Below are 26,049 nucleotides of genomic sequence, written 5' to 3'. Positions count from 1 at the left end.
CGGTTTCATCAGCAGCAGAGGCGGGCGGGGTGGACCCGGTGCCCGGGCCAGCTGTGGCGGTAGCCGGCCGTGCGGCCGACACCCGAACCGTGGGCTGACCGTGGCCGGGGGAGTGCACTGCGCCCTGCGGCCGCCCTGCCGATGGGGCTGGCGACGGCGTTTGGGGCATGGCCAGAAGCCAGTAGGCCGTCGCCGTGCACACAGCGGCGCAGGTCAGCATCCACCAGGGCCGCCCGGATCGGGTTCGCGTTCTCATAGCAGGCGGGCCCCTCCCGCGTATCCCGGCATGTCGTTGATCGGGTCGGTCCGGACGCTGGTTCCCGGGCGGGGGGCGTTGACCATCGTTGCGTTGCCCAGCGCGATGCCCACGTGGTAGATCACGCCCGAGGCGTCCGCAAAGAAGACGAGGTCACCGGCTGTTAGGGCGTCCGGGCCCTGACTCGCCGGGATCCGCCGCCCGAATGAGGCCTGCGCGTCCGCGTTGTGCGGAAGCCGGATCCCGGCCTTCGCGAAGGCGTACAAGGTCAGGCCCGAGCAGTCGAACCCACGGACGGAGGCGCCCGACTTGCCGGCCGGTGTGCAGCAGATCCCGAAGCTGGGGCCCTTCGTGGTGCCGCCGCCCCACGAGTAGGGAACACCGCGCTGGGCGAGCGCCGCCTTCACGACGGTTCCCACCTGGCCCGACAGCTTTCCCGTCACCGGCGCGGCAGCACTGCGGTAGCGGCCGATCCAGCCCAGCACGGTATCGGCATACGCTCCGGAGTGGTTGTACTGCAGGATCGCGGAGCGCAGCTGCGAGGGCTTGGTCAGGTCACGTCCGTGCCCGCACAGATAGACCGCGGCGCCGAGCGCGGCATCGTCGGCGTTGTGCGGGTCCCGCACGCCATCGCCGTTGTTGTCGCGGCCGGTTCCCTCCCAGGTGGAAGGCAGGAACTGAAACGGTCCAACGGCCCTTTCACCAGCGGCTGTTCCGTCCCATTTGCCGCCGTCGGTGTCGGGGAACGCCGCGGTGTTGCCGCCGACGCCCGACCCGTCCAGCAGCGGCCCGTAGATTTTGGGCCGGATGTCCCCGTTGGCAGCGATAGACCGGCCGGCGGCGTGGTTCGACTCCACCTTGGCAATCCCGGCCAGCACCGGCCAGGACATCCCCTGACACCCGGGGACCTGGTCACGGATGCTGCGGGAAGCCTTCTTGTAAGCCTTCAGCATGCGTCCGGGGATGTCAGCGGCGCTGCCTGCCTCTTCACCCGTCCCGGCCACTCCGGCGCTGTTGGCCGCCGCGACGGCACTGAGCGCGTCCATCGTGGAGATCAGCGGGATGGCGCAGCACCCTGCAACGACCAGGGGCAGCAGCAGCGCGAGCAGCCACCGAAGACGCCGCCGCCGGGGAACGCGTACCTGTCCGGTCACGGCCTACGCCGCCATCCGCGCCGGTCTTGCCGGGCGGTGTGGCCCCACACCCGCAGCTGCTGCGCCACGTCCTCGTTGAATTGCGAGGAACGGGTACGCGCCGAACCAAGAGTGCGGGGCAGACCCAGCGTGGCGCCGTAGGCGAGCCGGCCCGAGCGGTGCAGCATCCGGTACCCGCGCAGCCGCACGAGACGGTTGTGGGCCCGCGTCGACAGCAGCGTCCGGTCGGTTGCCTGGTCGTGCAGGATCTCGCCGCTGTCACGGTCCGCGATCTGACCGTCCGCGTCGCGGTACCGGTCGGACGGCCCGCCTCGGTGAGGCGTGCGCCCGGCGAACTGGCCGTTCGCGCCGGCCCCTGCGGGCTGGCTCCCGGGCGGTGCGTCCGCGTCGGCGACGGGCTTGCGCAGGCGGTCCAGCTCGGCTTCCTCGGGCCGCCTGCCCACCACCAGTCCCCACGCACCACGTGCTGCGAGACGGGCACCGCCGACGGCCAGGCCCAAGGGCGCAAGGCCGCGGGAGACCTCCGCGCCGGCGTCGCTGAGGATCCGCCCCGAGTTGATGGGCATGCCCGTACCGTCGGACAGCCCCGACACGGACTGCATGATCCGGTGCCGGGTGCCCAGCCAGCCGCCGCCGGACATCGATCCGCCGGAGCCTAGGCCCGCCGAATGCACGGCCAGTGCGGCGCCGAATTCCGAAGTGTCGCCCGGGAGATGAGTCCCGCCCACCTTGGCGTACCGCATGCGGATGGCCAGACGCTGTCCGAACGTGGTCACGGACCGCAGGAGCTGGCGGTGGGCGGCCGCGCCGACGATGCCGAGGATGTCCAGGGCCAGGAGCCGCTCCGCCGGCAGCTGGGGCCCGTCGGTGAACACGGCATCGATGCCGATTCCGTAGAACGGCAGGAAAATGCAGGTGACGAACATCAGGGCGATGCTCATGGCCAGCAGGGCCAGCCACTTCCAGACCGCCTGCCGGCTGGGCCCCGGAAGCATGGACCACACCAGCGTCACTCCGCCCACCGCGGCAGCCGCCGCGTCGGCCGCCTGCGTACCCAGCAGGACGACGGAAGCCGACAAGGGGATGGCGCAGATCAGCAGCGCCGCGATCAGCAGCATGAGCGCGCCGGACGCCCGCCATCCCGTGGGCTCGGCCGCATAGTCGGCGCACGCCTTGCCGACGGGCCCGGCCTTCTTCATGTCCTCGAGGAACGCCGCGAACTGTGCGTCCTCCGAGCCGAGGATGGGTGTCGAGCTGTCCAGCAGTTGCCCGCCCGTCGTCAGTTCCGGCAGCTTGCGATCCTTCGCGTCCTGATCGCGGAAGGAACGCTCGCAGTACGGCCTGGCCGGGCCGCGGATCCGCGCGCACGCCTTGACGGCCGTCTCGTCCTTGGCGACCGGGTGGGGCTTGTAGCCGCCGATCACCCACTTCAGGTGGACCGCGTAGGCCTGCCGGTCGGACGCCTTGCCCGGGTCGAGGACTCGCCCGTACTCCAGCAGCATGTACCCCTTGACGATCAGGGCGTTGGTGAGCGCGTCCTGGATGGGGCGGGCCACCTCGGTCGACGACAGCGGCGCGTCGTCGTCGCGCTGAAGGCACTGAAGTTCCGCGTTGCCCGCCAGGCCGGCGCACGGACCAGCAGAACTGATCTTGCCGCCCCAGTTGTGGGAATCGACGGTGGCCTGCGCGACCTGCGCTGCTGCCTGCTCGCTCTGTGCGAGAGGCCCGCGCTCGGCGAGCAGGTAGTCGGGGCGTACGAACACGCTCGCGGCGAACGCGGCGATCACCAGCGTCAGCATGATCTCTCCGAGGCCCTTGCTGACCTTGCCCCGCACGAACAGCACCAGCCCGAAGGCGAACGCCCACGCAAGGAGGAGGCCCTTGAGCCCCAGGGTGTCCACCACCGTGTGGTTGTAGGAGTCCGCTGCCTTCTGTGCCGGATCGGCGAGCAGCTTGATCAGCGGAAACCGGAACGCGAACTCGATCGCCCAGCAGGCGAGGCCGACCACCAGGCGCACCAGCGTGAACAGGCCGCTCATGATGAACGCGTACGCATTCGACTTCAGCGCGAAGACCGAGCCGCCCTGCGCTGACAGCTCGTAGCCGTCGATGGGAGCGCCCTCGGAACTGTCCACGTTCAGCGGAGAGAGCAGGCCCTCCCCGCCGTCTGCGGCGTAGGCGACTTGAGCGTTGACGAGAAGGAACACACCGGCCACGACGACGGCGAATCCCGCCGTCCGCAGCGTCCCGCGATCCAGCCTGCGCATCACTGGCCACGCTCCCGTCCCCTGGTGCGGCCTGCGCGCACGGACCGAGCCACCAGCAGGCCGGTCAGGGCGGCCGCCGTCCCGGTGAGCGTCCAGGTCTGACCAGCGGTGAACGGCTCCCGCTGCTGGCCGGGCTGCACCTCGTCATCGGAGCGGGTGCAGTAGTCGTGCGCAGGCCCAGCAACCCAGTCGCACGATGCCTGGGACCGTGCCGGCTGCAGCCAGCTCCCCGCCATCAGAGCGGCGACCAGGACGAACCCGCACACCGCCCACACCCACAACCCGCGACGCCGCCTCACAAGGCACCCGCCGTATCCCGGCCGGCCACCAAGGACGTGTCTTGCGGCCGCTCCCCGGGAGTCGTCGTCACCCCGGCGGCCAGCCGCTGCACGCCGGGAATGAGGACCTTCACGCGGGAGGTGTTCATCCGGGGCGCGGTCAGCAGCATCTCGCCCTCCCGGCCCCGGTGCCCGACGGGGGAGAGCCCCGTTGTCACCAGACGCAGCATCTCCTCGCTGGCGGGCTGCCCCACGAACTCCAGCGCCCGCCGGGCCCGCTCGCGGTCACTGGTGCGCCCGCACACGCGGTAGGCGAACAGGCCCCGGTCCTTGCCCAGTTCGAGGGCGTCCTGGGCTCCGGCGATGAGACCGGCGAAGTGCTTGCGACCGTCGTGCAGCACCTCGCTGATCAGAGCTTCGCCCTCCGAGGAGCTGGAGAGCCACCACAGCTCATCCATGGCGATGGCGCAGAACCGGGACACATCCTCAAAGGCCGTCTGCCGGGAGATCGCTGCGATCAGATAGAGGACCGCCCGGCCGATCAGGGCCTCCAACGGCTGCTGCTTCAACACTTCCGGATTGGCCAGCGCCTCCCGCGGCGGCAGGGTGAGGCCCGCGGTCGTGATGACGATCAGATCGGCCCGGGCGTCGTTGCCCAGCCGTACCGGCGCAAGGTCCGGATCGAAGACCATCGCGGCCAGCGGAGTCGACGCGACGATCCGCAGCAGATCCACGAGTGTGGCCGCGGCATCCCCGCGCGGGCCCTCTGCCGTGGCCGCCATCGCCTCCAGCTCGCGGATGACCTGCTGCATGGACGGGCGGGGGCTTACCGCGGCCAGCTCCACCGCCCGGTGCAGCATTCCGCCGGCCACGGTCATCGGCCCGATGCCCAGCTGCAGCGTGAGGTAGCTGAGCGCGTAGTGCGTGCCCTGCGCCCGCCCGGGGAACATCCGCAGCGGATCGATGGACAGGCCCGCAGCCGCCGCGTCGATGACCTGGCAGCGGCCCGGCGCCGCGCTGCGGGCGAAGGTCGCCCACTCCCGCAGGGGTGTCCGGTCGATACAGATCGCCCGACCACCGCGGTCGACGACGGCCTGCGTCACCAGCTTCTGCATCACGCTCTTGCCGGCGCCCGGGTCAGCCACGACGGCGAGCGACGCCGAGGCATCGGCCTTCGGCGCGTCAGCGATGTTCAACAGGACCGGCCGGGTCGTGCCGCAGTCCAGGTCGACGCCCAGCAGCATTCCGTCCGGGTCACCGCACACGCTCAGGGTCAGCGGCGCCAGCATCGCCCAGTCCTCCGACACCTGGTGCTGGACAAACTCACGCACGACAGGCGGCCGCGGCGCGGCCGGCAGACCGAGCGTGAACAAGGCCTCCTGCATCCCCGCGGGGCGAACCGCACGGTAGTCGGCCATCGCCAGTACCGAGGCCAGCGCCCTCGCCCGGCCGTCACACACCGCAGGATCGGGCCCCCACACCGTCAGCGTCGTCACGGACTGGACCTCCACCTCGACACTGGTGCGGGCCAGACGCGCATCCAGATCACCCAGGTCACGGGCGGCGCTGAGCAACGACGCCGGCATACCGGTGGGCCGCGCCTCGTACTGGTCCGACTGGTCGACCAGCTCGGTCTTCTTGCGCTGCACCTGACGCCGCGCCTTGTCCGCAGGAACGATCGTCAGGTCGACACAGAAGTCCACCGGGAACTCCAGCGACTCCAACTGCGCGAACAGATCGGCGGACTCCATACTCACCGCCGGAGGGCACTCCGCCAGCGCCAGATGCGCCTGGTAGCCAACCCCCTGCTCGGTCTCCACCTGCAGCCAGCGCCGCACCAGCGGCGAGCTGTCACCGCGCCGCCACCACGGGCCCCTCACCCGCGCATCGCGCGAACGACGACCGCCCTTGACCACGTCCTCGTCGACCCGATCCTCCTCGAGGCCCGGCGGCTGCCCGTCAGTGCCGCCCTCCAGCAACCGCACCTGACCGAGATCCGCGTAGCTGGGGGACTGCAGGAACTCGCCCCGCACCTGCCCGCCGTACAGGCCGCTGGCCGTGGCCTGAGACAGCAGCGGCTCATCGAGCCCCCGGCACAGCGCGTGCTGCACCATCCATACGACTTCCGCAGGCGTCGCAGGCCTGAACGCCACCGACCCCGTCAGCTGCTGTTCGACCTGCGCCGCCAGTTGCTGGTAGGCGGACACGTCACGGCGGGTCACCGTGGAAGGCTTCACGCCTAGCGACGCGGACAACTCGGCCCACAACGCGCCGGCGGCGGCGGACACCTGCATGCTGCCCCGCTCGGCAGCCAACGGGACCGCCAGCCACAACGTCCGGGTATGCATCTCCTGGTCGCCCAGCAGATCGAGAGCAGCATCCGCTACTTCCGCCCAGGGGTGCAGACCCGACGACGCCGGAGCCGCGGACGGGTTCGCGCCCTCCAGCATCTTCAGGGCGACCTCGCCAGCATCGACCTGCGCGCACAACCCGTACAGGCGCGGTGAGCCGGCCAGCGACAAGGACCGCACCAAGTGCGCGGCCTGCGCTATGAGTTCCTCTCGTACCTGTGCCGGAAGGTAGGCACCCTGCACCGACTCGGTGTGCCGGCCCTCCCCGCCCGGGCCGGGATGCAGCCGGTAGAGCGCCCACACCGTCCCGTGCGACGTCCACACCAGATGACCGGCGATGTGCCGGATCGGCACCCTCACAGTGATCCCCCCTCATGACGGGCCGCCTGGACCAACAGCCGCTCCACAGCCGTGCGCGCCGGCCGGCGCCCCACTGCCACCGGCACCGGACGCGACGCCTGCCGCGACGCACGCAGGCGGCGCTCCCCGCTCACGCGGGAGACCGTGGGGGCAGCACCGGGTACGGGAGGCTCGAGAACCTCGATGCCGAACCCGCCGTGCAGGGGAGTGGGGCGGGCGTCCCGGGCCGCCCGGCCGTTCAGCCGCCCCGACGCGGGCTGCGCCGCAAGAGACAGCCAACCCACGGCAGCCGGGAACGGCGCCCGCCCGGCAATCCGGGGACTGCGCACCAGCCAGATCGCTGCCACCCACGCGATGAGCGGCAGCGGTCCCATCCACATCCACCAGGACGTTGTTGCTCCCAGCAGCACCGCGCCCGCAGCCCCGACGACGATCTGCGCGGGCGTGTACGGACCGAGCAGCAGCTTGAAGTCGCCGACCTTGCCCAACACCCAGGGATGGCGACGAGCCGTCGTGTAGAACCGGCTCACCCGCTCCGTCTCCGCGACAGCCCTCACAGCGCGCCCCCGGAAACCGACGGCGCAACCGAGCCGCCACCAGACCAGGGCTGCACCACCACGGGCGGCGCCGACTTCGGATTGTCGACCTCGTCCTGGACCATCCCCGCCAACGTGTTGCGGGCCATGTAGATGCCCAGCGCGATCACCATCAGCAGCAGCGCCCCGATCGCTGCTTTCAGCGAGAACCGCTGCAGCGCGTACACGACCACGATCGTCAGCAGCACCACCGGAAGGCCTCGCGTCACCCAGTTCTGCAGCATGTCGATCCAGGAGTTCCCCAAGTCCCTCAGGGCCCCGGCCATCAGCAGCGAGTGTCCTGTCTTCATCGGGCACCCCCCGCCGTGGAGCCGGCACCCGAGTCCAGGGACGCGATCTCCCATCGGCCGTCGCGCGCCGCCAACGTCATCGCGTAGGCGAGCGGCCACCTTCCGCCGTCCTCGGCACGCGCGACTACCGACACCTCAATGCGGACCCGGGTCCGGTCAGAGGGCACCTTCGCGGCCGCAGCTGCCTCGTCCGCAGCCATGACCTCCTGCACCTCGACGGAGGTGAAGGCACCCGTCCCAAGACCTCTCAGAGATGTCCCCGGCGCGAGATAGCGCTCGACCGCCCCGGCCCCCGTCAGGTACGCCCGCAGGAACTCAGCCGCGGTCGACGCCAACGGACCGGACGGAACACCGATGCGGAAGCGGGACTGCGAAGCCACTCCGGCTGCCGGACCGGCCACCACGGCCGGGGAACCAGAAACCGTGAATGCCCCACCTCCAGCACCGGAGCTGACCTCCACCGCCAGGTAGCGCACATCTGCGTTCGTGTACTGCGCAGCCACCGTCACCACCCACATGCGGCCGTGCTCCACACTGCGCACCGCCCGCACCCCCTCCAGGCGCAGTTGCGCAGTGGCGGCCGGCTCGAGGAGCGCAACGTCCGGAGCCAGCGCACGCGCACGCCGGGACTGCGCAGATTCCTCCTGCTGCGCATTGCTGCGCAGCCACGACGACACGAACAGTTCCGCGTAGCCGGACGGGTCTTGCACGGCTTGCGCAGTCGCCTGCGGGACGGGCTTGGAAGCCGGCAGCACATCGGGCGCGGGCATCAGGGCGATGGCGAGGGCGACCGGACCACTGGCGACAGCCGCCCACACTGCCGTCCGGCCGACGCGGACGGTTCGGTGCATGCGACGCAGCGACATGCCTGCCGCGGACGACGACGGGCCCGGCCCGCCGCGTGGCTGGCTCGTTGATGGCATCTTGAACACTCCCAGGTCAGAACCGATGTGCTGCCGACCTGAGACAAGCGGCCACCCCACACCGATCTGCCGACCGTCAAGCCCCCACCACGATCACGAACGCGCCACAAACACTGGTGGGGGCTGTGGTGGGGCCCCACCACAGCCCCCACCAGTCCTCACGCAGACGTGGTCGCCCAGAGCCCCGTGGGGGAGAGCCGGCCGCGATGGACGCCGCACGCAGGCGACTGCGCAACCCAAGCGGGCACACCGGGAACGGACTACTGCGCAAGTGCCGAAGATGCAGTCGGCCTTCCGCGCACCCGATGCAACAGGACCGGTGCGCAACGGCCTCGAATGTTCGTTGCGCAACTCTGCGACTGACGGACGAGCGGACAATGCGCAACCACGGAGCCGCGTCGTCACGGGAGGGCCCTCCTACTTCCCCTGCGGTTGTCGCCGGATCGTGATGCGCAGGTGGGCCTACCAGATGCCAGATCGGTGGGACCTGGACGCTGAAGTCGGGACATGGACTTCGCCCACTCAGTAGCCCCACTGGACGCCGCAGAACGGCAAGTCACCTCCGCAAGCCGGCCGACGACTGCCCGAGTCCCGGACCGTTCCTCCAGGGGTGCCTGATGAAAGGGTTCGGCGCCGGAATCAGGCGCGGTGCGATGGCGGGGGACCGATTCACCCAGATCGCCAACGCGCTCTTTCGCGACCCGCGGATCTCCTTCAAGGCCAAAGGCCTGTTCGGCCTCATCTCCACCCACCGCGACGGCTGGCGTGTCACGGTGGCGATGCTCGCGCGCAGCGGCACAGAGGGGACCACCGCGGTGTCCACCGGGCTGAAGGAGCTGGAGCGATTCGGCTACCTCACCAGGGAGAGAACACGCCGGGACGACGGCACCCTTGGCGAGGCTGTCTACGCGATCACCGACATGCCCGCCCACCTCTACGACCTCGCCGGCCAGACGCCACCCCCGACTCCGCCAGGCCGGCAGAAGACCCACAGGTCAGCACCAGGATCGGGAAATCCACCACAGGACCATCCACCACTGGGCGGCAGTGCCTCTAAGAAGACCAGGAGTAAGAAGACCATCGAGCAGACCACCAGTTCCGTCCGTCCCTCCGTCCCTAACGCGCGCGCGAGCACGCGCGAGGAAGCACCCAGCCCCGCGCACCGGGACGAACAAGCACCCCTCGATCAGCTCCCACCGGGCGTCGCCGTACTGCTGTCGATCGGAGCACGGCACCCTGCCTACCTCCTCACCGGGCCGGCCCTCGCCGACCAGGGAGCGATGGTGACCCAGATGCTCGACGCGGGCTGGAGCCCCTCCCACATCGAGCAGATCGTCGCCGGCCGGCCACTGCCCGACGACATCCACACATCGGTCGGCGCCATCGTGAGCGCCCGCCTCCGATCCGCCTCAGCCCTCCCGTCACCACCGGACTGGCCAACGTCCCCGCCGACGCCCGGACAGCCGGACACGGAGCAGGCATCCCACCGGCCGCGAACGGTCAGCCAAGCCCTCACCTATAGAGCAATGACCGAGTGCGCCGGCTGCGGCCGGCCTGGTCGAGCCGACGGCCACGACCTCTGCCCCGCCTGCCTCGACTGGCCCACATGCCGCACCTGCCCTGGCCCCACCCGCAGGCGCGCCCACCCCGACGGCGATGGGCGCTGCGAGACGTGCACCACCACCTGACCCGCGAAGGAAGGACGACACAGTGACCGACACAGCCAGCACTGCTTCAGCACTCTCGGTACACCGCCGCACCTTCCCGCAGGACCCGGGCCGGTGGGAGGCCGAAGGCTCACGAGCTCCCCGCGCGAGCCGCCGCGGCGGCAACAACTCGCCCGGTATCCGTCCCGCCCTGGTGCACGAGTCCACTCGCTGGGGCTGGCTCGCCTGGCCCGTCTCCGCCAACGGCAGCGTTCCAGACCAGCCGCTGCGCATCGGGATCCTCATCCCCAAAGCGACCCGATGGCATTGCCTGGCCCTGCGCTGGTTGACCCGCCACCCCGTCCACCGCATCTCGATTGCGCCGGGATTCCGGGTGCGAGCCGCCGTCGCCATCACCACACTCGCCTGTCTGCCCGCCGCCCTCTTTGCCGCGCGCTACGGTCTTCCCTGGGAAGTGGCGCTGCCGACCTTGGTGCTCACGCCGATCGTGGCCGAACACCTTGCCGCGCAGATGGACGCTCGAGCCGGCGGGTACGTGCGCACTGTCGACGGCGAGGCATCCGTCCGCTACCTGCACCGCCTCACCAGCATGCAGACCGTCCTCGACCAGGCCGCCGACGGCAGCGACTGCTACCAGTTGCTGCGGTCGGCGCAGGTCGGGCAGGACATGCTGTGGGACGCCGCCGGCCTCCTGCAGGACCCGGACACCCACGCCGTCTCCGCGGCGCTCATCGCCCGCGAGCGCCTGATGGTCCAACTCGTCGACCAGGTGACCTCGATCCGCACCCGCCTGAGCCGTACGCCTGCCGCGGGACAAGGCCGCGGCCCCGGGCAAAGCCCGCTGGGCCCCAACTCGCCCGGACACCGGACGGCGACCTACCCCACTCGGCACGACCCCCACGCCACGACTCTCCGAAAGAGGGCTCTCGGTATGCCGCGCACCAGACCTCAAGAGCGCACGACGGACGTCTACCTGCTCTTTGCGCACGAGCCCTACTTCCCGGATCAAGGCATCCAGGAGGTCAACACCACTGTCGTCACCGCTGAGACCCTGCTCCACCCACAAGTCCGGCAGCCCGATGGTGCTCGGATCCACGACCTGCTGACCCGCGGCCGCGAACGCGGCGCCATCGTCCCGCTGTCCACAATCACGCACGAACTGGGGGGCGGGACGAAATGGCCAGAGGTCGGTGACTTCGAGCGCGTCACCAGGGATCTGGTAGTGCTGATGCAACGAGAGCTCTGCCACGGGCTGTGCCTGAGACTGCCGGAGCTCGACCGAGCCCTCGTATGTATCGGGCCTGCCGCCGGCCAGGAGGTGCGGATCTTCGACACCGAAGCCGGAGACTTCGTTGCCTACGGCCAGAGGGACCGCGCTGAGGTCCTCGCTGCAGTCGGCAGGATCCTGCGTGCCGTCAAGGCTGAGAGGCCTCTGTGGCCAGGTGAAGACCTCCGACGGCCCTCAACGGCTCTCGCGGTTGATTCGGGAAGCCGGACCCGACCTTTGCCTTGGCGGGGCTGATACCGCCGGCCCCCCGGCGTGGTCCGCTCAAGTGGGCGGCGGCGGGCGCTGCGGTGGCACGGAAGCAACCAGCCACTGTGGCGCCAAGATGGGAGCCGACGCAGCACTGCGAAGGGCCGCTGCGGCCCCTGGAGGTGTCGCATGCTCAACAGGTGGAGCCCCGCCCGGTTGGGCGGGGCTCCGTGAGCGATGGTCGGCTCGCGCCGGGTTGAAGCCCGGCGCGGGACGTGGTGGCGAGCCGCGTCATACCGGCCATCGTGCAGTCTCCGGGCCCAAGCCGGGGTACGAAGGGAACCCCATAACCCGAAGAACTGCGATCGTGGAGACAGCGTACAGAGCTGCCCTATCGGCCACGCTGCGCGCTCTGCTCGAGGATGCGCCGGCGCGTCCATGCGCGCCTGCCGCGGTCGGAAAGCCCGTCGGTCTCCTCCAGGAGCGGCAGGTTGCCCTGGGAGAGGGAACTGACGAAGGAGTTGAGGCTCTTGAAGCCGAGGAGAGCCGCGGCCTGCGTTCCTGTCAGCAACTCCTCAGGATCGCCGTCGGCCGGCACATCGGGCAGCGGGGGCGCCTGGCGCGTCGATCCTGTCCGCTTGCCCTTGCCCGGCCGGCTGTCACGCCAGGCGGCGACGGTCCGGCGGCGCCACTTCAGCCGCTTGTAGGTGCCGAGTTCCTCGACCTCGTCGGGCTCCGGGAAGTAGCCCGGGTGTTCGGCCAGGTATGTCGTGATCTGGCTGCGATGCTTGTAGCCCAGTACTCTCGCGACCTGCGCAGCGTTCAGGAGCTCGTCCGGGTCCCCGCCATCAAGCGAAAGCTCCTCCAGACGGGAGGGCTTCCGGGTTTCGTGCCAAGCGCGGACTTCTGCCAGATCCCACAGCCGCGCACGGCCACGCTGTCCGACGTGCGCCGGAAAGTCGTTCTTCTCTCGCTCGGCGTAGAGCGAGTTGATGCGGGCGGCGCTGAGACCGAGTTCCGCGGCGAGCTCCTTGGAGTCGACGGGGTCTTGCTTCTTCGGCTTGCCGGCCATGGTGGTCGCATCCGTTCTGAGCGAGAGAAGTGGACGGGCCGGCCTCTTCGGCCCAAAGCTCATAATGGCAGCAATTTGGGAATGGTGTCCAGAGGCCAGCCTGACCGGTCGGGAGCGTCAGTACCTCTCGGCGAGGAGGCAGACACCCCGGCGCGCTGCATGTGCGGCCAGTTCGTCGAAGGCCATGGCACCTGGCGTGTGCTGCCATGCGGCCAGCGCCAGCAGGCTCAACGCCTCTTCCCGGTTCTCGGCACCGGGAAAGCCGGCCTCCTGGATGTCCAGACACAGCTGGCTGGTGGACACCTCATAGGAGCGGTCAACGATCTCGCAGCGCATCTCCTGAAGCCCTTGGTGATACAGAGCGTTGCCCTCGTAGAGCAGCCGCCGCAGCCGTGCGTCCGCGGACGTTGCGGACTCGGCGGCGATCTGCAGGAGGCGCTCGGTGATGGTGGCCATAGCACTCAGTATGCCTTTCAGGCGGTCTGCCGGAGGGGTGGTGGGAGAGGGCGTGGGGAGCCCTCTCAGGGGCTGCAATCGGAGGCGTTCAGGAAGCGAGGTACTCGAGGTCGGGCTGTCTGGGGCGGGGTTGTCGTGCCGGCAGGCCGAGCCGGATCTCCTCGCGTTCGCGAGGGGAGCGACCGAGGCGGAAGAGCCAGCGGTGGGCGCCGCGGTGACGGATGTTGCGGGCGCCGACTGCGGCCAGGGCCTCGCTCAGCCAGCAGGCGGGGTCGGTGCCGGGCCGCGGCCGTGGGGCTCCGAGCGCGATGAGCTGCTCTTGGGCGTACCGGTGGCCCTGCTCCTGTCGGCGGATCTTCTGTGCGGTGCGGGAGTTGAAGACCGTGCCGTCCGGCAAGAGCTTCACTGTCCTGGCGGTTGCCCGGCCCGCGTAGATGGCGTTCGTGGCGGCGTAAATCGTTCCGACGTGCCCGGGCATCACCAGGACGCCGGAAGCGGTACGCCTGGGGACGGGGTCGGCGAAGGAGACGACACCCCGCACCCCGTCCTCGAGGAGTGCGGCGTGGCAGCGCGCGAGGAACCAGCTCTCCGCGTTGCCCGGGCACTCGTCGAGGAGCACGAATCGGGCGCACTCGACGGACTGAGTGAAGGGGATCAGGTCGGGGAACGGGGTGGTGAGCACGGCTCTGCTCACCGGTATCCCGAACACGGCGACACCCGCGAGCTGATCCACGCGCCGAGAGACGTCGTACAGGCCGAACTGCACCTTCGCGGCCGGGTACGAACGGGAGTAGTGGTGGGCGAGCACGAAGGCTTTGGCCGCGGCTTCGGAGACGCCGTCCACGCGGTAGCGGCGGGCGTCGAACCCGCCGTCCCGGACGCGCCTCCAGGAATGCCGTCGCTCACGCCACCGCTGGCACCACGGAGACACGACCGGGACCTCCGGCAGGTCCGCGAACGGCAGCTGATCCTGCACGGGCCGGATCACGCTGCCGCCCCGGCCGCGGGAAGCACAGCGATGGGACCGCTGTGCTCGGGCAGTGCGATCTCCTGGCCGGTCAGGGCTTCGACGACCATCCCGACCAGGTCGCGGCCGGCGTTGGTTGTGACGGCGTTGCCGATCATCTCGATCGTCTGGTCCCGGTCGCCGACGAAGACGAATTCGTCGGGGAACTCCATGGCGCGTGCGGCCTCGCGGGGCCGGATCATCCGGTAGCGGCACTCCTCGAGGCGGGCCGCGTATCCGATCAGCCCGTGCCGGTCCCGGGTGGTGAGGGTGGGCATCGGAGCCGTGACCGGCTGCGCGGAGCTGTTGCCGTAGTAGGGCAGCAGCGCGTGCCTCGCGGGGTCGGCGTAGACGACTCCGTGGTTGAGGCCGCCCGCGGTGAGCGTGGACATCGGCTGGGTGGCCGGCCGGTGATTCGATCCGCCCCCGTGCAGCTCGATCATGTACGGCTCGATCAGCGAACCGTCACCGTCCAGCTGCCGGTAGGTGGCCCAGCCGTCGCGGATCTTCCGCATGGTGTTGGGGGCGAGCGGCCGACTGCGCTCGCCGAGCGTCAGCGCGGGCAGGGTGAAGTCGATCGCTTCGGCGGCGCCCCGCACCCGCGGTTCGACAGCCTCGGTGCGGCACTCGCGGGCCGGGCAGCGGTACACGTACTGGCCGTTCTTGATCCCGTAGACACCCCATGGACGCTCCGGGCTGCAGACCCGGGTCCGCTTGAACGACTGCATGAGCTGGACCCGGCCGTGCCGCGGGCACACACCGTACGGGCGCAGCCACTTGTCGAAGTCCGGCGCCCGCTCGCCCTTGCGCCAGAAGACCACGTACATCCGCGGCCGCCGCGAGCGCGAGCCGGGCCCAGCCGCCTGGGCGTGCGCCGAGTCGAGGTAGACGATCCGGTGCTCGTACGGTCCCCACAGGGCCACGCTGCGCACCCAGTTGTCGAAGGCGAACCCGGGCGCCTCCTCGGGCCCCCACCATCGGGCATCGGGCACGTTCTCGACGATGATCGCCCGGTAGCGGTGGTGTTCGGCGAAGCGGGCTATGTCGTGCATGGTGGCCCGGGAGCGGATGGCGGCCTCGTCGGTGCCGTCAGTGGAGAACAGCCCGCCGCTGAACTCGCCGTGGCCGCGCTTCTTGCCGCGGGCCCGGGTGTGGTGGGTGCACTCGGGGGAGCCCCACAGGATGTCGGTGCGCGGGTACCGGGTGGGCACCACCTGCGAGATGTCGGCGCAGTCGTGGTCGGTGGTCGGGTGGTTGTGCTGGTGGGTGTTGATGGCGTGCCGGGAGTGGTTGGCGGCCATGACGACGCGGACGCCGGGGATCTTCAGAGCGCCGCAGGTCGAGCCGCCGGCGCCGCAGAACAGATCGGTCATGGTGACGAACACGAAGAACACCTCATCTTCAGAGGGAACGTGGAGTGCCACAGGACGGAGTGGCGCAGCCGTGACCTGGACGGCCGCGCCGCGGGGAGGTTCCTGCGCTGCCTGTTGAGGTGAGGTCTGCGCAGCCGGCCTCGGCCGGTGGTGAGGAGGGCTGACGGGGCGCGAGGGGCGGGGGCCGATCGGGCGACCGGCCCCCGGAATCGGGCGGCAGGCGTCGAGCTGCGCCGGGCAGCTCGACGGAAGGGCTGAGGGAGACGCCGGACTGCGGTTGAGAGGTGGCCCAGGGACGGATCAGAGGGTGTCGGGCCTGTCGTGGACGGGGTCCGGAACGGTGTCGGCGTCGGTGACCCTGGGAAGGCACCGGTGCCGGTCGGCCAGCAGGTCGAGGCGCGCAAGGGTCCATCCCTGGCCGTCGAATCCCGCCTGAGTGGTGATCCCGCCGCACTCCGTGCAGCGGACCTCTTGCGCCACGGCGTGGCTGCTGCCGGAGCTGGAGATGACCACTTCGAATCCGTCCCGGGCCAGGGCGCCCGGTGCGGCCAGCGCGGCGGTCTCGGCTTCGCCGGTGAGGAACTCCATTAGCCCCAGGGGGAGATGGATGTCGTGTCCGCGCTGGTGGACGCTGCGAACGGCGGCACCGGCGGTGCTGGTGGCCGCGTGCCGCAGGGCGGCGAGCTCGGCGGCGAGGGCCTCGGCCTCGGCTTCGGCGTTCAGCAGCCGGCGCAGAACGGGTCCCATGCGTTCGCCTATGAAGGACGTGAGGTTGAAGCAGTACAGGTCCTCGGCTTGGGCGGGGTGGTCGTGGTTCACACGGTCGCGCACGGCCTCGGCCAGCTGAGCGATCAGGCTGTCGCGGGCGGGCCGGGCGTCGCCCAGCAGAGCGGCGACCTGGGCACGTTGTTCCGCGGATGTCGCAGGGGCGGTCACGGGTCCTCCGGTTCGAATCGTCCTTGAAGGGGGCGCCAGGGTTGCCACTCGGCGCGGGCTCGCTGCGACCCTGGTGGCCGCGACGGCGGTGGGCGGCTTCCCCCGGTCCTGCGCGCCGCGGTCGTCCGCGAACAGTGCAGCGAGGTGGAGGAGCCAGGGCGGCACTCTCGATGTCGCCTATAAGCTACATCTCATGTCGCTTATAGGCAACGCATGGTTGGTCGGATACCGTTTGCCCATGCCGAACGAGCCCGCTGACACAGCCGACCCCGCCGTCTTGGCGCGCCGTGAAGCCCTGGGCCGCCGGCTGAAGGAACTACGCGGCCGCGCAGACCTGTCCCAGGCCCAGCTCGCGGAGGCCGCCGGTCTGAACCGTGTCTTCTACGTGGGCGTCGAGGGCGGCCGCCGCAACGTCTCCGTGGACAAGGTGTTCGCCCTGGCCGACGCGCTGGGCGTTGACGTCGGAGAACTCTTTCGAGACCTCGGCGCCCCCTGACCGGATCCGGCGCCGCAATCACCCGCAACAAGCCGGCGGACACCGAATCTTGCAGGGCCGGGCGAGGTCAGCGTGGTCACGGCTCGTCTCCGAAGAGGGTGGGATTGGCCTGGAGTTCGTTCATCCAGGCCAGCAGGCGGGGGAGGTTGGTGTCGGGGCCGAAGGCGAGGTAGGTGCCGTCGGCCGTGGTGCAGCCGAAGGCCTGCGCGACGCGCAGCCGGCGGCGGGAGTTGACCCGGCCCATGTGGACGGCCAGGCCGCGGTCACGGGCCTGCTGGGCCAGGCGGTGGGCGGCCGGTGAGGTCTTCCACTGGGTGGAGCCTGCGAGGAACAGCACGTCGATGGCGTCCCAGGGGATGAGGCCATCGTGTTCGCTGCCGTCCTGGGCGGCGAAGGCGACCGGTATCCCGAGCGAGCGGATGCGCGCCAGCCAGGGCAGGGATTCAGTGAGTGTGGCTGCGGCGTCCATGGGGATGTCGGGGGCCACGGCCCACAGGCAGAGGTCGGGCCCGTAGCGCTGGACGGTGGCGGTGAGCCATGCGAACCAGGCGTCGGCGCCGGGCCAGCCCTTGCCGAACTTGCCGTTGTCGCAGGCGTACCGGGCGCCGGGTGGGATCAGGTTGCCCTGGGCGGGTGTCGTCATGCAGCCGAGAAGGCCGGCTTGCATGACGGCCCGGACCTCAGGACCGGAGGGCGTTGCCAGATACAGCACGGCGCGGTCCAGACGGGAGTCGGGCAGGGCGAGGGGGCATGCGGGCACGCATGAGGGAGTCCTTCCGGACGAAACCGTGAGGGGGAGGGGCAGTCAGGCGAGGGGCAGCTGTGCAGAGGCGTCCGCGAGGTGGGCCCGCCACGCCTGCTCGAAGTTCTTGTCCTGCTTGGCGATCACGTGCGCGGGCGCGGTGGTGAAGAGCTCCTCCGCCATCGGCCGGGCCGCGCCGCGGGGGCGCAGCCAGGCGCGGGCCCGCCCGTACTGGTGGTCGCGTTCGACGTCGATGCCGTGCCGCTGGGACACGCGCATCAGCTTGTGAGCGAGTTGCTGGGGACGGCCGAGGTCGATGCGCTCGGTGGAGCGCATGACCGGACGGTTGCCGCCGTCTGCGGACAGCAGGAACAGGCGTCGGACGCGGTAGAGGGCCCACGGCATGTCGAGTTCGCGCTCGAAGGCCTCCAGGCAGGCCCGGTCCCGTTCCTTGGTGGGGTCGAAGAGCTCCAGGAGGCTCCTCTTGCCGTACAGCCGGGCGTTGGGGTTCAGGCTCATCGCCGTGTACTCCAGGCGCAGCACCTCGCCCGCGATGCCGGGGTGGGTCCGCATCCGCTCCATGTGCGCCGGCAGCGAGCCCATCGAGATCGGGAAGCAGCAGAAGGTGCAGTACGACTTGGGCCAGTGCACGCCGAAGCGCTCCAGCAGGTAGTCCTCGCAGGCCTGTCGGCCCCAGCCCCAGTCGACGAGCGGGAACTCGCCGGTGCGGCCGGGGAGCTTGGAGTTGGCCTGGTCCTTCAGGCACCGTCCGGCTTCATCGGCGTTGAAGCCGATGATCTGGCGGAAGGGCCGCCCGCCCATGACGGCGCCGATCCACCGGTCCCCGACATCCCCCTTGGCACGGAGACTGCATTTGCGAGTGCCGGCCTGCTGGGGAACCGTGCCGACGGACTCCATCTCGTCCCACAGCGTCCACGTCCCGCGGGCGTGGAGGTGTTCGGGGTGGCGGGAGTCGTCGAGGACGGTGATGCCGTCGGCGGCGAGGTGGCCGTTGCGGGCGAGCTGGGCGAACCTGACGCCGTGCTCGCGCAGCAGCGGCAGCATGAACTCCTCGGCCAGGAGCCGGGTTTCGGGCCACTCGCTGCCGGTGGCCATGTAGAGGACCACGGTGCGGTCCAGGTCGATGCCGTGGCCCGCGGGGTCGGTGAGCATCTTGGCGAGGTAGGCGGTGGAGTCGGCGCCCAGTCCCCAGTTGATGACCGTGTCGATGTCGTCGGTGGCGGTCAGGCCCGGCAGGGCCGGGGTGTAGGCGGTGCGCGTGGGCGGCATGACGAGGTCCTCACCGGGAAGCGGGCGGTGTCGGGAGCGGTACCGGAGGGCTGGCGGAGGGCCGCGGGGAGCTGTAGGGCCGGACCAGGCGCGCCATGTCTGCCTCGTCGAAGGTCCAGAGGTCGGGGCGAGCGGCGGTCGACAGCAGCAGGCAGGAGTGCTCATCGCATGCAGTGGAGGGGATGGCCTGCGGCAGGCGGTCCAGCGGCAGCCGGTCGAAGAGCGCTCCCGTCTGATACAGGCCCTGAACGGCCCTGCACACCGTCCAGGGTTCTGCGGGATCGCGGCCGTCCCATGCGCTGGCGTGCGGGGAGTCTGGCGGCAGCGGGGGCAGTGTCGCGAGGTCGTCGCCGAATGCGAAGAGGCAGGAGCCTTCGGCGTCGAGCACGCTGATGAGTCCCATGAAGTCGGCGGACTCGGCCTCGTGAAGCACCAGGTAGGCGGCAGCGCCGCCGAACTGCGCGGAGAGGGTGTCGGCGATCAGGCGGGCCAGGTCGTTGTTGGCCTGGCGGATGCGAGCGGTCGCGTCGACGAACTGGGTCCAGGTGATGGAGGCGGTCACGGCGGGGTCCTTGTTCTTGGAGCCCGTGCCCGGAACACGGTGTGTCCCGGGCACGGCGGCTTGGTAGTGGGGGGGATCAGAGGAGTTCGAGCGCGCGGGCGGCGGTGGGGCAGGGGAGAGCGAGGCGTTCGTCGAGGAGGCGGGCGTTGCCGTCGGAGCGGATGGCGCCGTCGGACGGGACGGCCAGCAGGCTCCGGTTGAGGGCGATGGCGGCCTCGGCGGTGCGCAGAGCCTGCGAGTGGTCCAGGGCCTCGATGAGGATCACGGTGTGGGCGAGGGCCACGAGCAGGCGGGCGCTGGCCTGGAGGGTTGCGCCGCTGGGCACGGTGCCCGGGCGGTAGAGGCTGACGGCTGCTCCGCCGTCGCCGGTGATGGTCTTCAGGAGCTGTGCGTGGGTGTGGGGGTGGGCCTGGTCCAGGCCGCGGGGCAGGACGGCGAGTGTCGGTCCGATGAGCAGGGCGGCTTCGTGGGCGGCGGTGTCCACGCCGTAGGCGAGGCTCGCGGCGACGGTGTGGCCGGTCTCGGCGAGGGCCCCGGCGAACTCCCGGGCGCGGGCGATGGTCTGCGGGCCGGCTGCGCGGTTGCCGGTCACGACGATCGTGCTCGTGGTCAGCTTGGGCAGGTGCTCGTGTCCGCGGGCCCACAGACCCAGCGGGGTGGCGGGGCCGAGATCGGTCAGGCGGGCGGGCCACTGCGGGTCGCAGGGGATGAGGAAGCGGCACGTCAGCTGGGCGTTGGAGAGCTCGGCTTCCGGCCGGTACTGGGCGAGGCGGCCGGTGTTGTCCCGGCGGACGCGCTGCTCCCACACCTCGGCAGGGGAGTGCTGGGCGAGGTCGGCGTTGATCTGCTCGGGGGCGAAGTTGGCCGAGAGCGCGGCGCGGGCGGCACGCTCCGACAGGGCGGATGAGGGCATGACAGAGCTCCGTCGGTCGGATGGAGGGGTGGGAAGGCCGGTACGCGAGGGCGGGCGACGCCTACGTGTGGCGGGACCAGCCTTCGGCGCGCTTCTGTTCCCACCAGCGCGGCGGCTGGCCGGGGCCGGGAGCGGGCTGCGCGGTGGAGGCGGCGGGCTGGACGGCCGGTGCCGGGGGAGCGGGGGCGGCGACATGAGGCGCGTGCACCAGGGCGGCCTGGGGCGGGAGGCTGGCGGCGGTGTAGGCGATCCGGGCGCGCAGGCTCACCCCGATCTCGTCGGCGCTGACCAGGATGTCGCCGTCGCTGGCGCCGGTGATGCGGCCGTGGACGATGACCTCCACGCCGTCGACGAGGGACTCGGCGGCGTTGCGGGCCAGGTCCCGCCAGACGGTGCAGATGTAGTGGATCGGTGCCGCGTCGCGCCACTGGCGGGCCTGGGCGTCCCATTCGCTGGGCACGGTCGTGAAACGGAAGCGGGTGACGGCGATACCGGAGTCGGTGAACCGTGTCTGCGGAGTGCCGGTGACGGTACCGATGAACGGGACACTGGGCGCCTTGGGCATGAACAACACCTCCACTACTCATAATAGAAGCATCGTGACGGGGGTCAATCCCCCCTGTTCCGGGGCGGGCTGGCCTGTCCGGCGGTCGGCGCCGGCCCGGCCATGAGCAGGCGCAGGCCTGCGAGCATCCGAGCGTCCGCCACCTCCCTGGCGTGCCGCGCACGGATCTGCGCGCGCTCCAGCCGGGCCCTCGACGGCCACTCGGGCGTGACCAGGACGTCCGAGCAGCCCACCAGGACGTTGGGGCCCAGGTCCCAGGTGAGGGCGTTGGAAGCGCAGCCGGCCGCCGCCAGCGGGTCGGCGTCGTTCATCGCCCACTCGAAGGCGTGCACCTCTTGCCCGGCCCACGCCGCGTGGGAAGCCGCTGCACGGATCAACCCGCCGGTGCCGGCCGTGGGTTCGCAGAGTGACCCCGAAGCGGGCAGACCCGGCCCCAGCGCCAGCCGCGCCATCACCTCCGCGACGTCGGACGGCGTGTGCTCCTCGGCATTCGCCTGGCGGGCACCTTTGCTACGCAAGGTCGTCAGGACCGCGCCGAGCGGGTCGGCCTCCCGGCGCGCCTGGGGGTCCGGGGCGCCGGTCAGTCGCAGTAACCCGGCGTCGAGGGCGGCGACGGCCACCGCGGCCGCGGAGCGGGCCTGTGCCGGGGACGGCTGGATCATCAGCCACTGATGCAACGGGGCCGCCCAGGCGGCCAGTTCCGGCTGCTCGATCCAGCGGACCGCCCACACGCGTTCCAGCAGGCGCCAGAGTGTCTCCGGCGCCAGCTCCCTGAGCGTTTCCCCGGTCCCGGGTTCGTCGGCGAGCTGGGCGAGCGAGGCGACGACTCCGACCGGGAGATGTATTCCGTCCGGCATGCGCTCCGCGTGCCAGGCCCGCGACACGCGCTCTGCCAGGTCCCTGGCGTCGGCGCGTCCGCGTTGCGCGGGGGAGTCCGTCCGGCCCTTCGGCAGCCTGGGCGGACCGAGGCTCATGGCCGGACTGAAGATGCTGATCTGCTGCACGGGTCTTCTCGTCTCTCGGGAGGGGGCAAGCGGCTGCGGTGACATCCATAATAGATGCACTTAGGTGGGTGTGAACCCCGCCTCCCACCTGCGCAAACTCTTCGAAACCTCAGGCCGGTTCACGCACTCTGGCGGGATCAGGCACTCCTCCCGTACAGCACGGACTGACGGCTGCGGTACCTGTTGGTCAGCGCACGACCGACATGCCCGGCCATCGCCGTACCCATCGGAGGCCGTGCGGCAGGACCCTCCAGCTCGTCGAGCACCCGAGCCCGCCGGATGATCTCCCGCATCGACAAACCCTTCTTGAAGTCGGCCCCCACCGCCACCTCCGTCCTCGCATACGCTGCCGCGAGCTCCGGCACGCGCCGCGCCCCGTTGACGAGATCGCTGCTGCACCCCAGGACGCACAACACGCAGCTCAGACGCCGGTTTCCCCAGTCGTACGCCGGGTGGTACGGCAGACGTGAACGGGCGATCTCGCGCCACACCTTCCGGTCGCTCCACGCGTGGATAGGCCGCCACGTGGTGATGTGCCGTTTGCCGTTGCTCGCCGTGCGGTCGATTTCCACAGGGGCAAGCTGCGCCCGCTGGTCGCTCTCGGCGGCCCGCTGTCCGATGCACGCCAGGATGCGCACCGGACGCCCCAGGTGCGCGAGCTCGCCGGCCAGCCGCGTGTAGAGGGTCCAGATCGGCCCGCGCTTCACGTCACTGGTGCACCAGCGGGCCGAACTCGATGGCCAGGCTGGAGGAACCCTCGCCTTCGACGGGTCCTCACCGGCCTTGAGGGCGTCCCTCTCCGCCTTCGCCCTGAGTTTGCCGAAGCGGACCTCCACGCGGTCGAGGAGATCGGGGCCCGACGCGCGGACCACCTCGAACCGGCGGACCCCGCACAGACGCGCTTGCAGCTCGGCGAGTTCGCGCGTGCCGCCCCACTCCGCACGGCCCAGGTCCGCATGGACGACGACGACCTTGTCCAGCACTCCCAGTACCTTCGCCCGCTGGACGACATGGGAGAGCATCGCCTGGCTGTCCTTGCCGCCCGAACTGGAGACGACAACCCAGTCGGCGTCCCTCAGCAGTTCGTCGGGCTCGGTTGCCCTCGGAACGAACGGAACGGAGGCGTGCACCGTCCGCTTCCGCTTCCGCCGCGACGTCGGCGCTGCCGGGGCAGCAGCCGCGGGTGCCGGCGCGTCCTGGAGGGAGGGGAGATCGAACAGGGTAAGGGGCTGCATGGCACGTCCTAAGGCGTCTGCCGGGCACGGGGGCGGGTGAGCTGCGGAGCGACGGCGCCCGAGAGGCGGTCAACGGCACGTGCGAGGAGGGCCGGGCCACGCCGGCGGTGCGCTGGTCAGTCGTCTTCGTCGCCGTCCCCTGTGCGCCGTGGGGGCGTGAGAGAGCCGCCGAACGCCGGGACCCTGCGCGCGCACGGCCCGGCAGCGGTATCGGACACCGACGGTGAGTCCTGATGGACCGAGGCGAGGAGGGCAGTTCGTACCGGGACGACCGCGCGGAGCGTCTAGTTCACGGCGCCGTCTTCGGCTTGGGACGACGGCAGGGTTCTGTGTTGGTGCAGGACGTGGCTGCTCGGGGGTTGTCCCACTCGCAGGTCGCGCATCGCCACAGGACCCCGGCGAAGCGCGCAGCCTCGCGGATCGCCTCGCCCTGGGACTCCGTTGCGGCGTCCAGGAGCCGGGTCAGGACCGGGTCCCACGGCGCTCCTGCCGCGCTGTCGTCCAGGACCACGGTGCCCTCGACCGTGACATGCAGTGGCACCGTGCCGTCCGGGCGCACGAGCTGGCTGGCAGCGTCGTCGAGATGCACGGACACCACGACGGCCCGGCGGACGGGATCGAGGTAGGTGAAGGTGAGAACACCGGCGACCTGGGAACACGGCCGTTCGTTGTCGACGTCTCCCGCCGCGCTCCGGTTGGCCCGTTGGCACTGCTCTTCTGTCGGGAAGCGGTAGTCGAGCGGCACGCGCCGCTGGCGGCCAGGGCCCGCCGGGGTCTCTGCGTAGATGCTGTAGCCCTCCTCGCCGCCGCTCGCCGCGTAGTACAGGCGTACAGCCGCACCGTCGTCGTCGGGCGGCTCCTCTGGCATGCCGCCCTGACCGGCGTAGCTGCGCCAGCTGCCCCGCACGTGACGGCCCAGCTCTTCGCGGGCGGAATCCTCATCGGTCCAGAGCGAGACGTCGTCGGCATGGCGGTCCCAGCGCCGCAGCAGCCACACCTGGGCAGTCGGTGTGAGTGTGACCCGGGCGACCGGGGCGGGGAAGGGCGTCAGCACGGTGCCTGCGTCGGCTGTCGCGATCGCCTGGCTGGCCCGGAGAACGGCGCGCTGCTGTTCAGTCGAGAGGGGCTCGCCTTCCTTGTCCTCCCAGAGTGCCACCGCGGTGCGCAGCACCGAGTCGGCATCGAGCGGGTCGAGTAGTTCAACGATCACGACGGGTCCTTGTCTGCGAGCGGGCCGTGCGCCCCGGAGGGCTCGGAGGTGGTGGGCTGGAGGGGCCACACGGGGTGGACGTCACGGTCCGGCAGCCGGAAGCTCTTCCGGAGGCCGGGGTCGTGGACGACCCAGGGGGTGCGGTCCCCCTCGCGCCGCGGCTGGTGCGAGACGGGCTGGTAACTGCGGACCTCGCGGATCTCGGCTCCGGCAGCGAGGGCGGCAAGCAGGCGCTGTCGTGGTGTCTGCTGGCGGGGCCGGAGGATGTTGGCGGCGTCGAAGTTGCGGGAGAAGGCGCGGTGGAGGCCGCTGCGCAGGGCGGCGAAACGGAACAGATAGGAGGCGGCTTCCACCATCTCGTCGTCCATCTCGACGTGGCAGTGCTCACGGACCAGGCCGGCGGACTCCACGGCGGCGAGCAGTGCGGGTACTCCCCGCACGGACGGGGTGCTCGACTTGAAGCAGCCGAGCAGGAAGTCGCGCTGAGAGCGGTGCAGGTGGACATGCATCGGGGACGTGTCCCTTCGGTGGGTGCGCGGTTGGGGAGCGGTGCAGGGGCCGGGGCGGGTCAGCACGCCGACGGCGAAGCGGTTTGTGCGGAGAGGCTGCGCCGGGGTCCGGGGGCAGCACGTTGCGCTGCCCCCGGAACCAGCGGTGCCTAGGAGTCGGTCGGGTCGTCCAGCTCGATGCATGTGGCCGGGACCTTGTTCAGGCGGTAGCGCTTCACGTCCTCGGGGATCTTGAAGCGGGGGTTGTACGGGTCCTGGAGGTGGCGCAGCCGGGTGGTGGCTTCTTCGGTGAGGAGGAAGTCGAACCTGGTGTTGGTGCGGTTGGGCTGCTGGACGGTGCCGGTCAGGTTGCGCAGGGCGGCCGGTCGGATGCCGCTGTTGATCTTTCCGGTGCGGCCGGGGGTGATGACCGGGCGCCGTGCGGCGTCCAGTTCGAGCAGCCTCGACGTGGCGGCTTCCTGGACGGCGGCGAGCGTGTCGGTGTCGGGGAGGGCCCGGATGAACGTGCGGACCTCATCGAGCGTGGTGGCCATGGGTAGGGGTCTCCTTCTGCTGGGGGAGGGTGGCTGGCCGGGCGCCGGATCTGGCGACCGGGGGTTGGCGGCGTGGTGTCAGCCGGTCCCCGGCAGGTGCGCGGGAGCCGCCGGGGCGGTGAGGGGCGGTCAGTCGAGCGGGTACAGGACCAGGGCTGCGACGGCGGTGTGGGGGATCTCGGGGAACAGCTCGCGCAGTTCCTTGTCCTCGGCCATCTCGCTCTCCAGCGGGTAGACCTCGCCGGTGTGTCCGTAGAGGGGGGCGTACCGGGCTCGGCTGAAGCTGCTGAACGGCGAGTGGCGGTTGCCTTCGCTGTCGCCGGACAGGACGACCAGCGTGCGGCCGGGGATTCCCGCCCAGTCCTTGCGTACGAGGTGGCGCAGATGGGCCATGGTGAGGGGCTGGTCTCGCTGGAACGTGGTGCCTTCGGGGTCGGCGGGGGTGGGTGAGGGCATGACGAACTCCCAGTGGGATCGGTCGTGCTCGGGTGAGGTGCGGGCCGGGGCACGGGGTGCCCCGGCCGTGGTGCG

The 26,049-nt window shown here is 70.8% G+C and carries 26 protein-coding genes; 3 read left to right on the top strand and 23 right to left on the bottom strand.

Annotated features, from left to right (window positions below):
* Window positions 1–252: 252 nt before the first annotated feature.
* The 7 genes from ACFWI4_RS10390 to ACFWI4_RS10360 are packed head-to-tail and all read right to left on the bottom strand — an operon-like array spanning window position 253 to window position 8,403.
* Entirely contained in the window at window positions 253–1,410 is a 1,158-nt protein-coding gene (locus ACFWI4_RS10390; protein WP_387193318.1) for an NlpC/P60 family protein, read from the bottom strand.
* Window positions 1,407–3,677 (bottom strand): hypothetical protein, encoded by a 2,271-nt coding sequence (locus ACFWI4_RS10385; RefSeq protein WP_387193316.1) that lies wholly within the window; start codon window positions 3,675–3,677, stop codon window positions 1,407–1,409. Before ACFWI4_RS10385 ends, ACFWI4_RS10390 begins: the two co-directional genes overlap by 4 nt.
* Window positions 3,677–3,943, bottom strand: a complete 267-nt coding sequence (locus ACFWI4_RS10380) for a hypothetical protein (protein ID WP_387193313.1) — start codon at window positions 3,941–3,943, stop codon at window positions 3,677–3,679. Before ACFWI4_RS10380 ends, ACFWI4_RS10385 begins: the two co-directional genes overlap by 1 nt.
* Before the next feature lie 29 nt (window positions 3,944–3,972).
* Window positions 3,973–6,666, bottom strand: coding sequence for an ATP-binding protein (locus ACFWI4_RS10375; RefSeq protein ID WP_387193310.1), 2,694 nt, complete (start codon window positions 6,664–6,666; stop codon window positions 3,973–3,975).
* On the bottom strand, window positions 6,663–7,196 hold the full coding sequence (locus tag ACFWI4_RS10370) for a hypothetical protein (protein WP_387193307.1): 534 nt from the start codon (window positions 7,194–7,196) through the stop codon (window positions 6,663–6,665). The genes ACFWI4_RS10375 and ACFWI4_RS10370 overlap by 4 nt, the downstream gene beginning before the upstream one ends.
* Window positions 7,197–7,219: 23 nt before the next feature.
* Entirely contained in the window at window positions 7,220–7,552 is a 333-nt protein-coding gene (locus ACFWI4_RS10365; RefSeq protein WP_387193304.1) for a hypothetical protein, read from the bottom strand.
* Complete coding sequence (locus ACFWI4_RS10360) at window positions 7,549–8,403, bottom strand: conjugal transfer protein (protein WP_387193301.1); 855 nt, start codon at window positions 8,401–8,403, stop codon at window positions 7,549–7,551. The genes ACFWI4_RS10365 and ACFWI4_RS10360 overlap by 4 nt, the downstream gene beginning before the upstream one ends.
* Window positions 8,404–9,128: 725 nt before the next feature.
* Here ACFWI4_RS10360 and ACFWI4_RS10355 point away from each other — a divergent pair.
* Together ACFWI4_RS10355 and ACFWI4_RS10350 are read left to right on the top strand one after the other, a co-directional pair.
* Window positions 9,129–10,163, top strand: a complete 1,035-nt coding sequence (locus ACFWI4_RS10355) for a hypothetical protein (RefSeq protein ID WP_387193298.1) — start codon at window positions 9,129–9,131, stop codon at window positions 10,161–10,163.
* Between the two features lie 22 nt (window positions 10,164–10,185).
* A complete protein-coding gene (locus ACFWI4_RS10350) occupies window positions 10,186–11,664 on the top strand; it encodes a hypothetical protein (protein WP_387193295.1) in 1,479 nt (492 codons plus the stop codon).
* A 343-nt stretch (window positions 11,665–12,007) separates the two neighbouring features.
* Here ACFWI4_RS10350 and ACFWI4_RS10345 read toward each other — a convergent pair whose 3' ends face one another.
* The 5 genes from ACFWI4_RS10345 to ACFWI4_RS10325 all read right to left on the bottom strand — a co-directional run bounded on the left by ACFWI4_RS10345 (window position 12,008) and on the right by ACFWI4_RS10325 (window position 16,459).
* Window positions 12,008–12,688 carry a helix-turn-helix transcriptional regulator gene (locus ACFWI4_RS10345; RefSeq protein ID WP_387193292.1) on the bottom strand — a complete coding sequence of 227 codons (681 nt, stop codon included), beginning with the start codon at window positions 12,686–12,688 and terminating at the stop codon, window positions 12,008–12,010.
* A gap of 117 nt (window positions 12,689–12,805) precedes the next feature.
* Window positions 12,806–13,144, bottom strand: coding sequence for a hypothetical protein (locus tag ACFWI4_RS10340; protein WP_387193289.1), 339 nt, complete (start codon window positions 13,142–13,144; stop codon window positions 12,806–12,808).
* Between the two features lie 88 nt (window positions 13,145–13,232).
* Window positions 13,233–14,120, bottom strand: coding sequence for a hypothetical protein (locus ACFWI4_RS10335; RefSeq protein ID WP_387193286.1), 888 nt, complete (start codon window positions 14,118–14,120; stop codon window positions 13,233–13,235).
* A gap of 8 nt (window positions 14,121–14,128) precedes the next feature.
* Complete coding sequence (locus ACFWI4_RS10330; protein ID WP_387193282.1) at window positions 14,129–15,535, bottom strand: DNA cytosine methyltransferase; 1,407 nt, start codon at window positions 15,533–15,535, stop codon at window positions 14,129–14,131.
* A 288-nt stretch (window positions 15,536–15,823) separates the two neighbouring features.
* Window positions 15,824–16,459 carry a hypothetical protein gene (locus ACFWI4_RS10325; RefSeq protein ID WP_387193279.1) on the bottom strand — a complete coding sequence of 212 codons (636 nt, stop codon included), beginning with the start codon at window positions 16,457–16,459 and terminating at the stop codon, window positions 15,824–15,826.
* A gap of 238 nt (window positions 16,460–16,697) precedes the next feature.
* On the opposite strand from ACFWI4_RS10325, the gene ACFWI4_RS10320 reads away from it, so the two are divergent.
* Entirely contained in the window at window positions 16,698–16,955 is a 258-nt protein-coding gene (locus ACFWI4_RS10320) for a helix-turn-helix domain-containing protein (RefSeq protein ID WP_387193276.1), read from the top strand.
* A gap of 76 nt (window positions 16,956–17,031) precedes the next feature.
* On the opposite strand, the gene ACFWI4_RS10315 is transcribed toward ACFWI4_RS10320, so the two are convergent.
* The 11 genes from ACFWI4_RS10315 to ACFWI4_RS10265 form a co-directional block, all read right to left on the bottom strand.
* Window positions 17,032–17,715: a hypothetical protein gene (locus ACFWI4_RS10315; protein WP_387193273.1), complete on the bottom strand. Its 684-nt coding sequence runs from the start codon at window positions 17,713–17,715 to the stop codon at window positions 17,032–17,034.
* Window positions 17,716–17,760: 45 nt separating this feature from the next.
* On the bottom strand, window positions 17,761–18,987 hold the full coding sequence (locus ACFWI4_RS10310) for a hypothetical protein (RefSeq protein WP_387193269.1): 1,227 nt from the start codon (window positions 18,985–18,987) through the stop codon (window positions 17,761–17,763).
* A 10-nt stretch (window positions 18,988–18,997) separates the two neighbouring features.
* A complete protein-coding gene (locus ACFWI4_RS10305; RefSeq protein ID WP_387193266.1) occupies window positions 18,998–19,603 on the bottom strand; it encodes a hypothetical protein in 606 nt (201 codons plus the stop codon).
* Window positions 19,604–19,625: 22 nt separating this feature from the next.
* Window positions 19,626–20,462 (bottom strand): DNA-processing protein DprA, encoded by an 837-nt coding sequence (locus ACFWI4_RS10300; protein ID WP_387193263.1) that lies wholly within the window; start codon window positions 20,460–20,462, stop codon window positions 19,626–19,628.
* Between the two features lie 61 nt (window positions 20,463–20,523).
* The gene (locus ACFWI4_RS10295) at window positions 20,524–21,027 is read right to left on the bottom strand and encodes a single-stranded DNA-binding protein (protein ID WP_387193260.1); all 504 of its coding nucleotides are present in this window, start codon (window positions 21,025–21,027) and stop codon (window positions 20,524–20,526) included.
* Between the two features lie 44 nt (window positions 21,028–21,071).
* A complete protein-coding gene (locus ACFWI4_RS10290; protein WP_387193257.1) occupies window positions 21,072–22,031 on the bottom strand; it encodes a hypothetical protein in 960 nt (319 codons plus the stop codon).
* A 137-nt stretch (window positions 22,032–22,168) separates the two neighbouring features.
* Entirely contained in the window at window positions 22,169–23,266 is a 1,098-nt protein-coding gene (locus tag ACFWI4_RS10285) for a phosphoadenosine phosphosulfate reductase family protein (RefSeq protein WP_387193254.1), read from the bottom strand.
* Between the two features lie 289 nt (window positions 23,267–23,555).
* The gene (locus ACFWI4_RS10280) at window positions 23,556–24,476 is read right to left on the bottom strand and encodes a hypothetical protein (RefSeq protein ID WP_387193251.1); all 921 of its coding nucleotides are present in this window, start codon (window positions 24,474–24,476) and stop codon (window positions 23,556–23,558) included.
* Window positions 24,473–24,985, bottom strand: coding sequence for a hypothetical protein (locus tag ACFWI4_RS10275; RefSeq protein WP_387193248.1), 513 nt, complete (start codon window positions 24,983–24,985; stop codon window positions 24,473–24,475). Before ACFWI4_RS10275 ends, ACFWI4_RS10280 begins: the two co-directional genes overlap by 4 nt.
* A gap of 149 nt (window positions 24,986–25,134) precedes the next feature.
* The gene (locus ACFWI4_RS10270; RefSeq protein ID WP_387193245.1) at window positions 25,135–25,518 is read right to left on the bottom strand and encodes a hypothetical protein; all 384 of its coding nucleotides are present in this window, start codon (window positions 25,516–25,518) and stop codon (window positions 25,135–25,137) included.
* Window positions 25,519–25,647: 129 nt separating this feature from the next.
* Window positions 25,648–25,974 carry a hypothetical protein gene (locus ACFWI4_RS10265; RefSeq protein WP_387193242.1) on the bottom strand — a complete coding sequence of 109 codons (327 nt, stop codon included), beginning with the start codon at window positions 25,972–25,974 and terminating at the stop codon, window positions 25,648–25,650.
* Between the last annotated feature and the right edge of the window lie 75 nt (window positions 25,975–26,049).

Source organism: Streptomyces sp. NPDC127038 (assembly GCF_042725875.1).
In the GTDB taxonomy this organism is placed as follows: domain Bacteria; phylum Actinomycetota; class Actinomycetes; order Streptomycetales; family Streptomycetaceae; genus Streptomyces.
The sequence above is the reverse complement of the archived record's forward strand: the minus strand, read 5'-3'. Positions and strand labels throughout refer to the sequence as shown.

What these genes read in the sequence shown, in the direction of transcription:
- ACFWI4_RS10385 (WP_387193316.1), bottom strand. Translation starts at nt 3,677, where the DNA reads ATGCGCAGGCTGGATCGCGGGACGCTGCGGACGGCGGGATTCGCCGTC.
- ACFWI4_RS10365 (WP_387193304.1), bottom strand. Translation starts at nt 7,552, where the DNA reads ATGAAGACAGGACACTCGCTGCTGATGGCCGGGGCCCTGAGGGACTTG.
- ACFWI4_RS10360 (WP_387193301.1), bottom strand. Translation starts at nt 8,403, where the DNA reads ATGCACCGAACCGTCCGCGTCGGCCGGACGGCAGTGTGGGCGGCTGTC.
- ACFWI4_RS10355 (WP_387193298.1), top strand. Translation starts at nt 9,129, where the DNA reads ATGGCGGGGGACCGATTCACCCAGATCGCCAACGCGCTCTTTCGCGAC.
- ACFWI4_RS10345 (WP_387193292.1), bottom strand. Translation starts at nt 12,688, where the DNA reads ATGGCCGGCAAGCCGAAGAAGCAAGACCCCGTCGACTCCAAGGAGCTC.
- ACFWI4_RS10340 (WP_387193289.1), bottom strand. Translation starts at nt 13,144, where the DNA reads ATGGCCACCATCACCGAGCGCCTCCTGCAGATCGCCGCCGAGTCCGCA.
- ACFWI4_RS10320 (WP_387193276.1), top strand. Translation starts at nt 16,698, where the DNA reads ATGCCGAACGAGCCCGCTGACACAGCCGACCCCGCCGTCTTGGCGCGC.
- ACFWI4_RS10310 (WP_387193269.1), bottom strand. Translation starts at nt 18,987, where the DNA reads ATGCCGCCCACGCGCACCGCCTACACCCCGGCCCTGCCGGGCCTGACC.
- ACFWI4_RS10300 (WP_387193263.1), bottom strand. Translation starts at nt 20,462, where the DNA reads ATGCCCTCATCCGCCCTGTCGGAGCGTGCCGCCCGCGCCGCGCTCTCG.
- ACFWI4_RS10295 (WP_387193260.1), bottom strand. Translation starts at nt 21,027, where the DNA reads ATGCCCAAGGCGCCCAGTGTCCCGTTCATCGGTACCGTCACCGGCACT.
- ACFWI4_RS10285 (WP_387193254.1), bottom strand. Translation starts at nt 23,266, where the DNA reads ATGCAGCCCCTTACCCTGTTCGATCTCCCCTCCCTCCAGGACGCGCCG.
- ACFWI4_RS10275 (WP_387193248.1), bottom strand. Translation starts at nt 24,985, where the DNA reads ATGCATGTCCACCTGCACCGCTCTCAGCGCGACTTCCTGCTCGGCTGC.
- ACFWI4_RS10270 (WP_387193245.1), bottom strand. Translation starts at nt 25,518, where the DNA reads ATGGCCACCACGCTCGATGAGGTCCGCACGTTCATCCGGGCCCTCCCC.
- ACFWI4_RS10265 (WP_387193242.1), bottom strand. Translation starts at nt 25,974, where the DNA reads ATGCCCTCACCCACCCCCGCCGACCCCGAAGGCACCACGTTCCAGCGA.